The 13,048-nt window shown below is 58.8% G+C and carries 13 protein-coding genes and 1 tRNA gene; 8 read left to right on the top strand and 6 right to left on the bottom strand.

Features of this window, described 5'->3' with window-relative positions; genetic code table 11:
• Nucleotides 1–244: 244 nt before the first annotated feature.
• The 6 genes from KUIN1_RS05290 to hemA form a co-directional block, all read right to left on the bottom strand.
• Nucleotides 245–763 carry an acyloxyacyl hydrolase gene (locus KUIN1_RS05290; protein ID WP_002552154.1) on the bottom strand — a complete coding sequence of 173 codons (519 nt, stop codon included), beginning with the start codon at nt 761–763 and terminating at the stop codon, nt 245–247.
• Between the two features lie 118 nt (nt 764–881).
• Nucleotides 882–1,697 carry a glutamate racemase gene (gene murI, locus KUIN1_RS05285; RefSeq protein WP_003404950.1) on the bottom strand — a complete coding sequence of 272 codons (816 nt, stop codon included), beginning with the start codon at nt 1,695–1,697 and terminating at the stop codon, nt 882–884.
• Complete coding sequence (locus tag KUIN1_RS05280) at nt 1,690–2,460, bottom strand: molybdopterin-synthase adenylyltransferase MoeB (protein ID WP_162492729.1); 771 nt, start codon at nt 2,458–2,460, stop codon at nt 1,690–1,692. Before KUIN1_RS05280 ends, murI begins: the two co-directional genes overlap by 8 nt.
• Nucleotides 2,454–3,287 (bottom strand): peptide chain release factor N(5)-glutamine methyltransferase, encoded by an 834-nt coding sequence (gene prmC / locus KUIN1_RS05275; RefSeq protein ID WP_103754088.1) that lies wholly within the window; start codon nt 3,285–3,287, stop codon nt 2,454–2,456. Before prmC ends, KUIN1_RS05280 begins: the two co-directional genes overlap by 7 nt.
• Entirely contained in the window at nt 3,288–4,370 is a 1,083-nt protein-coding gene (prfA, locus tag KUIN1_RS05270) for a peptide chain release factor 1 (RefSeq protein WP_010430223.1), read from the bottom strand.
• Entirely contained in the window at nt 4,367–5,644 is a 1,278-nt protein-coding gene (gene hemA / locus KUIN1_RS05265) for a glutamyl-tRNA reductase (protein ID WP_003404937.1), read from the bottom strand. Before hemA ends, prfA begins: the two co-directional genes overlap by 4 nt.
• A gap of 226 nt (nt 5,645–5,870) precedes the next feature.
• Between hemA and KUIN1_RS05260 the strand changes: the two genes are divergently transcribed.
• The 8 genes from KUIN1_RS05260 (at nt 5,871) to ychF (ending at nt 12,780) form a co-directional block, all read left to right on the top strand.
• Complete coding sequence (locus KUIN1_RS05260) at nt 5,871–7,598, top strand: tetratricopeptide repeat protein (protein WP_079998079.1); 1,728 nt, start codon at nt 5,871–5,873, stop codon at nt 7,596–7,598.
• Nucleotides 7,599–7,602: 4 nt separating this feature from the next.
• Nucleotides 7,603–8,220, top strand: a complete 618-nt coding sequence (gene lolB / locus KUIN1_RS05255; protein ID WP_024640159.1) for a lipoprotein insertase outer membrane protein LolB — start codon at nt 7,603–7,605, stop codon at nt 8,218–8,220.
• Between the two features lie 2 nt (nt 8,221–8,222).
• Nucleotides 8,223–9,071: a 4-(cytidine 5'-diphospho)-2-C-methyl-D-erythritol kinase gene (gene ispE / locus KUIN1_RS05250; RefSeq protein ID WP_011266731.1), complete on the top strand. Its 849-nt coding sequence runs from the start codon at nt 8,223–8,225 to the stop codon at nt 9,069–9,071.
• Nucleotides 9,072–9,108: 37 nt separating this feature from the next.
• Nucleotides 9,109–9,183, top strand: a tRNA-Gln gene (locus tag KUIN1_RS05245).
• Between the two features lie 45 nt (nt 9,184–9,228).
• Nucleotides 9,229–10,170: a ribose-phosphate pyrophosphokinase gene (locus tag KUIN1_RS05240; RefSeq protein WP_003317125.1), complete on the top strand. Its 942-nt coding sequence runs from the start codon at nt 9,229–9,231 to the stop codon at nt 10,168–10,170.
• 124 nt (nt 10,171–10,294) lie between these two features.
• Complete coding sequence (locus KUIN1_RS05235; protein ID WP_003317126.1) at nt 10,295–10,909, top strand: 50S ribosomal protein L25/general stress protein Ctc; 615 nt, start codon at nt 10,295–10,297, stop codon at nt 10,907–10,909.
• A gap of 164 nt (nt 10,910–11,073) precedes the next feature.
• Complete coding sequence (pth, locus tag KUIN1_RS05230) at nt 11,074–11,658, top strand: aminoacyl-tRNA hydrolase (protein WP_003317127.1); 585 nt, start codon at nt 11,074–11,076, stop codon at nt 11,656–11,658.
• A 21-nt stretch (nt 11,659–11,679) separates the two neighbouring features.
• Nucleotides 11,680–12,780 (top strand): redox-regulated ATPase YchF, encoded by a 1,101-nt coding sequence (gene ychF, locus KUIN1_RS05225; protein ID WP_003404927.1) that lies wholly within the window; start codon nt 11,680–11,682, stop codon nt 12,778–12,780.
• The last annotated feature ends 268 nt before the right edge of the window (nt 12,781–13,048 follow it).

The raw sequence follows: 13,048 nt of genomic DNA, 5'->3' as shown, positions 1-13,048 counted from the left end.
GTTCTTGATTCTGGCCGAAGGCCGTAGGAGCGAACTTGTTCGCGAAGGCGTCAGTTCAGACGAAGTATTCTCGGTGAATATACCGGCCCTTTCGCGAACAAGTTCGCTCCTACGCCCTGCGGGCAGAAGCCTGAAAGCGCCGTCACCCGGGCTCTTCTGCGGGGGGGGGGGGGGGATGGTCCGGAGCGGAGCGTCACGAAATGCATGCCAACGCGGGGCGCTGGCATGAGAGGCAGCTGTTTTATCAGAACGGCATCTTGTAGTGCAGTGCGTAGCTCTCTATACCGTCGTTCGGCTCTTTGATGCCGGCGTTGGAGTAGTGGGTCGCACGGATACCGACTTCATGCCCGCCCGCGAAGCGCAGACCGAAACCGATACGGTCTTCGAAGTTGAAGGCAGAACCGAACTTGCGATCTTCAACCTGGGTGTTGGAGAACACCGAGACGCCGATACCGGCTTCTACGTATGGCTTGACGTTGCCGTTGCCGAACTCGTAGACCAGAACCGGGGAGAACGACAGGCTGTGGTTATCCTTGTAGTCCTTGCCATCCCAGTAGGTGTAAGCGCCATCCCAGTAGCCGGTCAGACGGCCGATGTCGCTTTGCAGCCAGGTTTTATCCCAATCAAACTGCACGCCCAGACGATAAGTCATGGTCGACTCGCCGGTCTGACCGACCGAAAACTCAACACCATCAGCCTGCGCGATTGAAGCTTGCCCTGCCAAAGCGGCCGCAATCACGGCCAGGCAAAAGAGTCTCTTCATGAGAAACGTCCTAAATATATTAAATTGTACGAAAAGTGTTGGAATTCATCAGCCGCTTTTATAGAAGCCGCGGAGGCGACGTTAGTTCACACCAAAAGCGCCTTTTTTCACGTTTTTTTTACAAACGGAAGCTTCTCACATTGCCGACGTTTTGCGACAAAAAAGGTAGGATTTTTCTGAAATTGTCCGGTATGTCACTAGACCAATACACAGTGTCTCGGGCGACACCACTGGCAAGCAGGCCGGACCGCGTCAAAAGACGCTGCAGTTGCCGCGCCACTGCGGCTCCGGTATCGATCAGGGTGACCGATTCGGGGAGCATTTCGCGCAGCAATGGCTTGAGAAACGGGTAATGAGTACAGCCCAAAATGATCGTGTCACAGCGCGCTGCCAGCAACGGCTCGACATAATGCTGCAGCAATTGACGGATTTGCGGACTGACCAGGTCGCCGGTTTCGATCAGCTCGACCAGCCCGGGGCACGGCTGGGTCACGACCCGCACATCGTTGGCAAAACGGTCCAGCAAGGCCGCAAAGCGGGCGCTTTGTAGCGTTCCGGTAGTCGCCAGCACGCCGACAACGCCGCTGCGGGTCGCCTCGGCAGCCGGTTTGACCGCTGGCTCCATACCGACAATCGGCCAGTCCGGGTAGCGCTGACGTATATGCGACACACCTGCGGCAGTAGCCGTGTTGCAGGCGACGACCAGCGCCTTGGCCCCCTGCTCGCGGAAAAACCCGGCAATCGTCAGGCATCGCTCGATGATAAATTCGGGAGTCTTTTCACCGTAGGGAATGTGCCCGCAGTCCGCCAGATACAGCAGCGACTCGCTGGGCAACAGCTGGCGGATTTCATTGAGCACCGACAGACCACCGACCCCGGAATCGAAGATTCCGACCGGTGCATCGCCGCCATGGCTCATATGCACGTCAAGCATGCTCGCGCTGCACACTGGCCGGACCACAGACGCTGCACGCCGGGTCACGCTTGACCTTCAGTTCACGGAAACGCGTGCTCAAGGCGTCGATCAATAACAGTCGACCGACCATGGGTTCGCCAAAGCCGGCCAGCAGTTTCAACGCCTCCAGCGCTTGCAGGCTGCCAACCAGACCGACCAGCGGCCCGATGACACCGGCCTCGCTGCAGGTCAGTTCGGCTTCGCTGCCATGCCCGTACAGACAATGGTAACAAGGGCTGTCCGCACGACGCGGGTCGAACACCGACAACTGCCCTTCAAGCCGAATGGCCGCACCACTGACCAACGGCTTGCCGGCAGCGACACAGGCGGCGTTGACCGCTTCGCGAGTGGCGAAATTATCCGAGCAATCGAGCACCAGATCGACAGCCTGTACCGCCGCATCCAGTGAGTCGGTATCCAGCGCTGCACGATGAGCGACAAGGGTGATCTCGGGATTGATCGCATTGAGCCGGGTGATGGCCGAATCTACCTTGGCCTGCCCGATGCTCTGAGTGTCGTGGATGATCTGGCGTTGCAGGTTGGTCAGGTCGACGTGATCGAAATCCGCCAGATGCAGCTCACCAACCCCAGCGGCGGCCAGATACAGGGCCACCGGCGAGCCAAGCCCGCCGACGCCCACGACCAGCGCACGACTTTGCTTGAGTCTTAGCTGGCCATTGATATCAACATGTTGCAGCAGAATCTGGCGACTGTAGCGCAGCAGCTCCTGATCACTCAGCACAGCTTGCATCCGAACGTGATGCGCTCATGCTCGCCCAGATCACGGCGCGTCTGAATACGCTCGAAGCCCTGGCGAATCAGCAGCTCACGCACCGCAGGTCCCTGATCGTAGCCGTGCTCCAGCAGCAGCCAGCCATCCGCATTGAGATGTGCAGGCGCCTGTTCGATGATCGTGCGCAAGTCATCCAGCCCGTCGGAACCGGCCACCAGCGCACTGCTCGGCTCAAAACGCACGTCGCCAGCCGACAGATGCGGATCTGCGTCAGAGATGTACGGCGGGTTGCTGATGATCAGGTCGAACTGTCGACCTTGCAGGCCACCGAACCAGTGGCTTTCAAAGACTTCGGCGTTGTTCAGTTGCAAGCGCTGCCGGTTACGCTCAGCCAAGGCGACGGCCTCTGGCACACGGTCAACCGCGGTGACCTTCCATTGCTGGCGGTCGTTGGCCAGCGCCAGCGCAATTGCGCCGGTGCCGGTGCCGAGGTCCAGCACCTGAGCGGGTGCGAAGGCAGGCACCAGTTCCAGTGCCGCCTCGACCAGCATTTCGGTTTCGGGGCGCGGGATCAACGTGTGTGGGGCGACTTCCAGATCAAGCTTCCAGAAGCCCTGCTGGCCGAGGATGTAAGCGACCGGCTCGCCCTTGCTGCGGCGCTCCATGTAGCCGGCGAATGCCACGGCGGCTTCGGTGCTGACGATGCGTTCGGGCCAGGTGTGCAGAAAACTGCGTGGTTTGCCCAGCGCCGCCGCCAGCAGCAGCTCGGCATCAAGCCGTGCAGTCGGTGAATCGGGAAGCTCGGCGCTTCTGAGTACACTTGCGATGATGGTCATTTACTCACCCAGTGCCGCAAGTTGATCAGCCTGATATTCAGCGAGTAGCGGCTCTATCACTGCATCGACCCCGCCCGCCAGAACTTCATCCAGCGAATACAGAGTCAGGTTCACGCGGTGATCCGTCACTCGCCCCTGAGGGAAGTTATACGTACGTATGCGCTCGGACCGATCGCCCGAGCCGACCAGCAGCTTGCGCTCGCTGGCAATGGCATTGGCCGCCGCGCTGGTCTGCTGATCATTCAGTTTGGCAGATAGCCAGGACATTGCCCGGGCTCTGTTCTTGTGCTGCGAACGCTCTTCCTGGCACTCGACGACAATACCCGACGGCAAGTGGGTGATGCGGATCGCCGAGTCGGTTTTATTGACGTGCTGTCCACCAGCGCCCGAAGAGCGGTAGGTATCGACACGCAGGTCGGCAGGGTTGATCTCGATCGCCTGCTGCTCGTCAGGCTCCGGCAACACCGCAACCGTACAGGCTGAGGTATGGATGCGGCCCTGGGATTCGGTCTCCGGAACACGCTGCACACGGTGCGCACCGGACTCGAATTTCAGCTTGCCGTAGACGCTTTCCCCCTCGACACGTGCAATGACTTCCTTGTAGCCGCCATGCTCGCCTTCGTTTTCGGAAAGAATCTCGACGCGCCAGCCACGCCGCTCGGCGTAACGCGAATACATGCGGAACAGGTCGCCGGAGAAAATCGCCGCTTCATCGCCACCGGTGCCTGCGCGGATTTCCAGAAACACGTTACGACCGTCGTTCGGGTCCTTGGGCAACAGCATGCGCTGCAATTGCGCTTCCAGCTCGACCAGTTGCTGTTTGGTTTCGCGAACTTCCTCGACGGCCATTTCGCGCATGTCCGGATCGCTGTCCTTGAGCAGCGCCTGTGCGCCCTCCAGGTCGCCCTGCACCCTGAGCAACTGCGCGTAGAGCGCAACGACTGGCTCCACTTCAGCGTATTCACGGGAATAGGCGCGAAAGCGTGTCTGATCGCTGATGACTTCCGCGTCGCCGAGCAGCGCGGTCAGTTCCTCGAAACGGTCGCTGAGCACATCCAGCTTATTGAGCAGTGAAGCTTTCATTGCGGGGGTTTATCCGTCGAGCCCTCACCGAGGGCAAAAAGTTCCTGGGCCATGGCCAGCGCATCGACGCGACCTTCGGCAGACAGCTTCTTGAGCTGCACGCTGGGTGCATGCAGCAGTTTGTTGGTCAGGCCACGTGCCAGCTGGATCAGTACGTCCTCGGCATTGCTGCCGTTGGCCAGCATACGTTGCGCCTTGCTCAGTTCTTCGTCACGCAGCCGTTCGCTTTGCTGACGATAGGCACGCAGCACGTCGACTGCGGCCAGTTCGCGCAAGCGCGACATGAAGTCCTCGGCACCCACGCTGACCAGCTGCTCGGCGGCCAGCGCCGCGCCCTGACGGCTCTTGAGATTCTCTGCCACCACTTCATGCAGGTCATCAACGCTGTACAGGTAAACATCGTCCAGCTCGCCGACTTCAGGCTCAATATCCCGCGGTACGGCGATATCGACCATGAAAATCGGTTTGTGCTTGCGCAGCTTCAACGCACTTTCCACGGCGCCCTTGCCCAGAATCGGCAACTGGCTGGCGGTGGAGCTGATCACGATATCGCTGTTGACCAGTTCCGCCGGGATGTCCGACAGCAGCACCGCGTGCGCACCGAACTCGGCGGCAAGCATGCTGGCGCGTTCCAGCGTGCGGTTGGCGACCACGATACGCTTGACGCCCAGATCATGCAGATGCCGGGCGACCAGAGTAATGGTCTCGCCTGCACCGATCAACAAGGCCTGGCTGCGTTGCAGGTCACTGAAAATCTGTTTCGCCAGGCTGACTGCAGCAAAGGCCACAGAGACCGGGTTTTCGCCAATGGCAGTGTCGGTACGTACCTGTTTGGCAGCGCTGAACGTCGCCTGAAACAGACGACCGAGCAACGGCCCGACCGTGCCGGCTTCGCGGGCAACCGCGTAGGCAGACTTCATCTGGCCGAGAATCTGCGGCTCGCCAAGCACCAGCGAATCGAGCCCCGAGGCGACACGCATCATGTGCCGCACGGCAGCGTCATCTTCGTGCACGTAAGCACTGGCACGCAATTCTTCAAGACTGAGGTGATGATAATTGGCCAGCCAGGCAAGAATACTGTCCGCGCCAAGGTGCTCGTGTTCGATGTACAACTCGCTGCGGTTGCAGGTAGAAAGGATCGCAGCCTCGCGGCTTTCCGTCAGTTGGCAGAGCTGCTGCAATGCCTCGACCAGCTGTTCCGGGGTAAATGCCACACGCTCGCGAACGTCGACCGAGGCGGTCTTATGGTTGATACCGAGTGCAAGGAAGGCCATTCAGGGTCGCAGGTGGTGACGTGAAGCCGGTAATTGTCCTACTTCGATAAGCTCAGAACAACCACCACATATTATTGTCCCACTACAATCGCTCGTCGCAGACCGTGCTTTCGGCTCCGCGACACTGCAAACACACGCATTGCATCAGTTTTTCCGACGGCTGTGGGTTTTGCCAACAGCCTTGTGTCATGATGCTCCCACCGCAGGTAAGCCGCCCTTCTTATATATGAATAGATCCTCCGCGTTGTTCCTTGCTCTCGCCTTTCTGGGTGGCTGTCAGTCCATGACTCCCGCCTCGTCACAGCCTGTGCCCGCTCAAAAGGACGCCCCGCCCGCGCCTGAAGCCAAGCCGCAGGTCTATGGTTCGTTCACTCAGGACACCCTGGTCAGCCTGTTGAGTGCGGAGCTGGCTGGCCAGCGCAACCGCTTCGACATCGCCCTGGACAACTATGTGACCCAGGCGATCAAGACTCAGGATCCGGGGGTCTCGGAGCGCGCTTATCAGATCGCTGAGTACATGGGTGCCGATCAATCGGCGCTGGATACCGCACTGATCTGGGCGAGGAACGCGCCGGGCAATCTCGAAGCGCAACGAGCTGCCGCCATCCAACTGGCGCGCGCCGGGCGTTACGACGATTCCCTTGTGTACATGGAGAGAGTCCTGCAAGGCCAGGGCGACACGCACTTCGATTTTCTGGCCCTGTCGGCGGCCGAAACAGATCCGGATACCCGCAATGGTCTGCTCAAGAGCTTTGACCGACTGCTGGGCAAATACCCGAACAACGGCCAGCTGATTTTCGGCAAGGCGCTGTTGCTGCAGCAGAACGGCGATTCCGAACAATCGCTGAAACTGCTTGAAGACAACCCGCCGAAAGAAGGTGAAATCGCGCCGATCCTGCTGCACGCCCGCCTGCTGCAAAGCATGAATCGAGGCAAGGAAGCGGTGCCCCTGCTGGAAAAAAGCATCAAGAAATACCCCGACGACAAGCGCCTGCGCCTGACCTATGCGCGCATGCTCGTCGAGCAGAACCGCATGGAAGACGCCAAAGTGCAGTTTTCCGCACTCTTGCAGCAGTATCCGGATGACGACGAGCTGCGCTTTTCGCTGGCCCTGGTGTGTCTTGAAGCCAAGGCCTGGGACGAAGCAGCGGGCTATCTGGAAGAGCTGATCGCCCGTGGCGCGCATGTCGATTCGGCGCATTTGAATCTGGGCCGTATCCACGAAGAGCGCGATGACCCGCAAAGCGCGCTCAACGAATACGCTCAGGTCGGTCCCGGCCCGGACTTCCTGGCGGCGCAATTGCGCCAGGCCGATATTCTGGTCAGCAACGGTAACGGTGCCGAAGCCGCCAAACGGCTGTCCGAAGCGCGCGCCGAAGAGCCCGATTATGCAATCCAGCTGTACCTGATCGAAGCCGAAACCCTGACCAGCAATGATCAACTGGACCGTGGCTGGCAGGTGCTGAATCAGGCGCTCAAGCAATACCCGGACGACGCCAACCTGCTGTACACCCGCGCCATGCTGGCTGAAAAACGCAATGATCTGGCGCAGATGGAAAAAGACCTGCGCACCATCATCAAGCGCGAACCGGAAAACGCCATGGCGCTGAATGCGCTGGGCTACACCCTTTCCGATCGCACGACGCGTTATAGCGAGGCACGCGACCTGATCGAAAAAGCCCACAAGATCAGCCCCGACGATCCGGCAGTGCTCGACAGCCTTGGCTGGGTGAACTACCGCCTGGGCAATCTGGACGATGCCGAGCGCTACCTGCGTCAGGCACTCGAACGCTTCCCCGACCACGAAGTGGCCGCCCACCTGGGCGAAGTACTCTGGGCCAAGGGCGAGCAGCGCGAAGCCAAAAAAGTCTGGGCCAAGGCCCTTGAACAACAACCCGACAGCACCGTCCTGCGCAGCACATTGCGACGCTTGACCGGATCAGAGACCCTTTGACGTTATGTTTTTGCGCCACGTAATCGTATTCAGCCTCATCGCCCTGCTCACCGGCTGCGCCGGCCTCACCTCCCGCGAAGCCGTTCAGGGCAAAGGTGACTCCGCGCAATGGCGCGAGCACAAACAGCAACTGAGCAGCCTCGATGGCTGGCAGATCAACGGCAAGGTCGGTATCCGCGCGCCGAAAGACTCCGGCAGCGGCACCCTGTTCTGGCTGCAGCGCCAGGATTACTACGATATCCGCCTGTCCGGCCCGCTCGGTCGTGGTGCTGCACGCCTGACCGGCAGGCCCGGCGCCGTGGTGCTCGAAGTCGCCAATCAGGGCCGCTACGAAGCCACCTCGCCAGAATCACTGCTGCAGGATCAACTGGGCTGGAAACTACCCGTGTCGCACCTTGTATGGTGGGTACGCGGTCTACCGGCACCGGACAGCAAAAGCAACGTGACACTCGATGGCGACAGCCGACTGGCCAGCCTTGAACAGGATGGCTGGCAGGTGGAATACCTCAGCTACGTCGAGCAGAACGGCTATTGGCTGCCAGAGCGCGTCAAGCTGCACGGGCAGGATCTGGATGTCACGCTGGTCATCAAGGACTGGCAGCCTCGCAAACTGGGGCAATGAGCATGAGCACGCCACAACTGGTTTTGCCTGCCCCGGCAAAACTCAACCTCATGCTGCACATTCTCGGACGTCGTCCTGACGGTTATCACGAACTGCAGACGCTGTTTCAGTTTCTCGATTACGGCGACGAACTGGGTTTTAGCGTTCGCGAAGATGGCGAGATTCACCTGCAGACCGACGTTCCCGGCGTCCCGCATGACAGTAACCTGATCGTCAAAGCCGCCCGTGCCCTGCAACAACAGTCCGGTTGTACACTGGGCATGGACATCTGGCTGGAAAAACGCCTGCCCATGGGTGGCGGTATCGGCGGCGGCAGCTCGGATGCAGCGACCACCCTGCTGGCCCTGAATCATTTATGGCAGCTCGGCTGGGATGAGGATCGTCTGGCGCAACTGGGGCTGACACTGGGCGCCGATGTACCGGTTTTCGTACGTGGACATGCCGCTTTTGCTGAGGGCGTCGGCGAAATTCTCACCCCGGTGGACCCGGAAGAACCCTGGTATTTGGTGCTCGTCCCGCAAGTATCTGTAAGTACAGCAGAAATTTTTTCAGATCCGTTGTTGACACGCGACACGCCGCCCATTAAAGTGCGCCCCGTTCCCAAGGGAAACAGTCGAAATGACTGTAAGGCGGTTGTAGAGAGGCGTTACCCAGAAGTACGTAACGCTTTGAATTTGCTAGGTAAATTTACCGAAGCAAAATTAACCGGAACTGGAAGTTGTGTGTTTGGGGCCTTCCCAAACAAAGCTGAAGCTGATAAAGTCTCGGCCCTTCTTACAGAGACCCTTACGGGGTTCGTAGCGAAAGGAAGCAACATCTCGATGTTGCATCGTAAGCTGCAAATTCTGTAGCAGGAATTGAGTGCCAGGCACTCGATTGATTCAATACAGGGGCGTCGCCAAGCGGTAAGGCAGCAGGTTTTGATCCTGCCATGCGTTGGTTCGAATCCAGCCGCCCCTGCCATTTTCTATACTCATCCAGGTTACCCTCAGCCTCTAGGTACTGCGCGTGTCCAAGATGATGGTCTTTACGGGGAATGCCAACCCCGATCTCGCTCGGCGTGTAGTACGTCAGCTGCATATCCCACTGGGTGATGTTTCTGTTGGAAAATTCTCCGACGGCGAAATCAGCACTGAGATTAATGAAAACGTCCGCGGTAAAGACGTCTTTATCATTCAGCCGACCTGCGCACCCACGAACGACAACCTGATGGAACTCGTCGTGATGGCTGATGCCTTCCGTCGCTCCTCAGCGTCCCGAATCACTGCTGTGATTCCCTACTTTGGTTATGCCCGCCAGGATCGCCGTCCGCGCTCCGCACGTGTTGCCATCAGCGCAAAAGTTGTCGCTGATATGCTGACCGTAGTGGGAATCGACCGTGTGCTCACGGTTGATCTGCATGCTGACCAGATTCAGGGCTTCTTCGACATTCCGGTAGATAACATCTACGGCTCCCCCGTTCTGGTGGATGACATCGAAGATCAGCGCTTCGAAAACCTGATGATCGTTTCCCCGGATATCGGTGGTGTCGTGCGTGCACGTGCTGTCGCCAAATCCCTGGGCGTCGATCTCGGTATCATCGACAAACGCCGTGAGAAAGCCAATCACTCCGAAGTGATGCATATCATTGGTGATGTCGAAGGGCGTACCTGCATTCTGGTCGATGACATGGTCGATACCGCCGGCACGCTGTGCCACGCGGCCAAGGCCCTGAAAGAGCATGGTGCTGCCAAGGTCTTCGCCTACTGCACACACCCTGTGCTGTCGGGTCGGGCGATCGAAAACATTGAAAATTCCGTGCTGGACGAACTGGTGGTGACCAACACCATCCCGTTGTCCGCCGCCGCTCAAGCCTGTGGCCGTATCCGTCAACTGGATATTGCCCCGGTAGTCGCCGAAGCGGTTCGCCGCATCAGCAACGAAGAATCGATCAGCGCGATGTTCCGTTAACTGACATCACGCAGACGAAAAGCGCCCCGCCCTGACATCCGGTCAGGGCGGGGCTTTTTTGCCCATACCATCCGAGCGCTGGTCGCAAACGCAACGGTGGATGTGGTTAATTTGGAGATACAACATGAACGAATTTACCCTGAATGCAGAACAGCGTTCCGACCTGGGGAAAGGTGCGAGCCGCCGCCTGCGTCGTCTCGCTAGCCTGGTTCCAGCTGTCGTCTACGGTGGCGACAAAGCCCCCGAGTCCATCAGCATGCTGGCCAAAGAAGTTGCCAAACTGCTGGAAAACGATGCGGCCTACAGCCACATCATCGAGCTGAACGTTGGTGGCAAGAAGCAAAACGTCATCATCAAGGCGCTGCAACGTCACCCGGCCAAAGGCCACGTGATGCACGCTGACTTCGTGCGCGTTATTGCCGGCCAGAAACTGACCGCAATCGTGCCGATCCACTTCCTGAACGAAGAAGCTCCGGTCAAGAAAGGCGGCGAGATCTCGCACACTACCACTGAACTGGAAGTGACCTGCCTGCCGAAAGACCTGCCTGAGTTCATCGAAGTCGATCTGGGCGCGCTGGAAGTAGGTGACAACGTTCACCTGTCCGAACTGAAAGCCCCTAAAGGCGTTGAGTTCGTCGCTTTGGCACACGGTACTGACCTGGCAATCGCCAACGTCCACGCACCGCGTATCGTCAAAGACGAAGAAGAAGGTGAAGCTGAAGAAGGCGCTGCCGAGTAATTCATTACTTGGTAACGTCGGAGTTGCTCAGGGAACATCGCGAGCGATAGCAGGCAAAGCGGGCGAGATCGCTGAGTTTACATCATGGTAAATGAGCAGTTTTCGTCCACATTGCCGCTGTCGTCAGCGGTTCAACCCTCAACTCCAAAGGAAGAGCCCCTGTCGTGACCGCCATACAACTGATCGTGGGCCTGGGAAATCCAGGCGCCGAATACGAACAGACCCGGCATAACGCAGGGGCTTTTTTTGTTGAGCGTATTGCTGCGGCGCAACGAGTCAACCTCGTTCCCGAGCGCAAATTCTTTGGCCTGACCGGGCGCTTCACGCACCAGGGTCAGGATGTTCGTCTGCTGATTCCCACCACTTACATGAACCGCAGCGGCCAGGCTGTCGCAGCACTCGCCGGCTTTTATCGCATCCCGGTGGAGTCGATTCTGGTGGCGCATGACGAACTTGACCTGCCTCCGGGCGTTGCCAAACTCAAAGTAGGCGGCGGCCATGGCGGTCATAACGGGCTGCGCGACATCATTGCGCAGCTCGGCAACCAGAACACATTCCATCGCTTGCGGCTTGGCATTGGCCACCCGGGCGATGCCAGCAAGGTATCCGGCTTTGTCCTGGGTCGAGCGCCACGCGCCGAACAGGAAAAACTGGACGCCAGTATCGACTTTGCCCTCGGCGTGCTGCCGGATATCTTCGCCGGTGAATGGAACCGGGCGATGAAAAACCTGCACAGCCAGAAGGCCTGACATCACTCGAGGGGAAACACCATGGGATTCAATTGCGGCATCGTCGGCCTGCCTAACGTCGGCAAGTCCACCCTGTTCAACGCCCTGACCAAATCTGGTATCGCGGCCGAGAACTTCCCCTTCTGCACCATCGAGCCGAACAGCGGTATCGTGCCGATGCCCGACCCGCGTCTGGCGGCCCTGGCAGCCATCGTCAACCCGAAACGCATCCTGCCGACCACCATGGAGTTCGTCGACATCGCCGGCCTCGTGGCAGGCGCTTCGAAGGGCGAAGGCCTGGGCAACAAGTTTCTCGCCAACATCCGCGAGACCGACGCCATCGCCCACGTGGTGCGCTGCTTTGAAGACGAGAACGTGATTCACGTTTCCAACAGCGTCGACCCCAAGCGCGACATCGAGATCATCGATCTGGAACTGATCTTCGCCGACCTCGACAGCTGCGAGAAGCAACTGCAAAAGGTCACCCGCAACGCCAAGGGCGGCGACAAGGACGCAGTGGTCCAGAAAGGCCTGCTGGAACAGTTGATTGCACACTTCAGCGAAGGCAAGCCTGCACGCAGCCTGATGAAGAGCATGAGCAACGACGAGAAAGCCACCATCCGTGGCTTCCACCTGCTGACCACCAAGCCGGTCATGTACATCGCCAACGTCGCCGAAGACGGCTTCGAGAACAACCCGCTGCTGGACGTGGTCCGCGCCATCGCCGAAGAAGAAGGCGCAATGCTGGTGCCGGTCTGCAACAAGATCGAAGCCGAAATCGCCGAGCTTGATGACGGCGAAGAGAAAGACATGTTCCTCGAAGCCCTGGGCCTCGAAGAACCCGGCCTGAACCGCGTGATCCGCGCTGGCTACGAAATGCTCCACCTGCAGACCTACTTCACCGCTGGCGTCGAAGAAGTCCGCGCCTGGACCGTCCGCGTCGGTGCCACCGCACCACAAGCCGCAGGCGTGATCCACACCGACTTCGAAAAAGGCTTCATCCGCGCCGAAGTGGTGGCATATGACGACTTCATCCAGTTCAAGGGTGAGTCAGGTGCCAAGGAAGCCGGCAAGTGGCGTCTGGAAGGCAAGGAATACATCGTCAAGGACGGTGATGTGATGCATTTCCGGTTTAACGTGTAAGCATCACGCATACCCAGAGGGCGCTCGGCAAGAGCGCGCTCCGATCACCGCGAAAGCCCCATTATCCGGGGCTTTCGCGTTTTTATGCACCGCCATGCTCAAGCGCTCCACACTATCGCCGACACCCTCAAATTTTTGATGGGGATGTCTGTTTTTATATGTAAAATGTCGTTTTTTAACCATCGCTCATCCACGTCATTTAAACATTCATGTTTAACGCAGCAGATGTCTGAAAGACGAAGGCCGATCAGCGATTGTTTCCACGGAC

The sequence above is a fragment of the Pseudomonas sp. KUIN-1 genome, assembly GCF_009176725.1.
Taxonomy (GTDB): Bacteria; Pseudomonadota; Gammaproteobacteria; order Pseudomonadales; family Pseudomonadaceae; genus Aquipseudomonas; species Aquipseudomonas fragariae.
Note: the sequence above shows the minus strand (reverse complement) of the source record. Positions and strands in the feature narration are given on the sequence as shown.

Bases quoted from the DNA above. Each gene is read 5' to 3' on its own strand.
- KUIN1_RS05290 (WP_002552154.1), bottom strand. From the start codon at position 763: ATGAAGAGACTCTTTTGCCTGGCCGTGATTGCGGCCGCTTTGGCAGGG.
- murI (WP_003404950.1), bottom strand. From the start codon at position 1,697: ATGCTTGACGTGCATATGAGCCATGGCGGCGATGCACCGGTCGGAATC.
- prmC (WP_103754088.1), bottom strand. From the start codon at position 3,287: ATGACCATCATCGCAAGTGTACTCAGAAGCGCCGAGCTTCCCGATTCA.
- prfA (WP_010430223.1), bottom strand. From the start codon at position 4,370: ATGAAAGCTTCACTGCTCAATAAGCTGGATGTGCTCAGCGACCGTTTC.
- hemA (WP_003404937.1), bottom strand. From the start codon at position 5,644: ATGGCCTTCCTTGCACTCGGTATCAACCATAAGACCGCCTCGGTCGAC.
- KUIN1_RS05260 (WP_079998079.1), top strand. From the start codon at position 5,871: ATGAATAGATCCTCCGCGTTGTTCCTTGCTCTCGCCTTTCTGGGTGGC.
- lolB (WP_024640159.1), top strand. From the start codon at position 7,603: ATGTTTTTGCGCCACGTAATCGTATTCAGCCTCATCGCCCTGCTCACC.
- ispE (WP_011266731.1), top strand. From the start codon at position 8,223: ATGAGCACGCCACAACTGGTTTTGCCTGCCCCGGCAAAACTCAACCTC.
- KUIN1_RS05235 (WP_003317126.1), top strand. From the start codon at position 10,295: ATGAACGAATTTACCCTGAATGCAGAACAGCGTTCCGACCTGGGGAAA.
- ychF (WP_003404927.1), top strand. From the start codon at position 11,680: ATGGGATTCAATTGCGGCATCGTCGGCCTGCCTAACGTCGGCAAGTCC.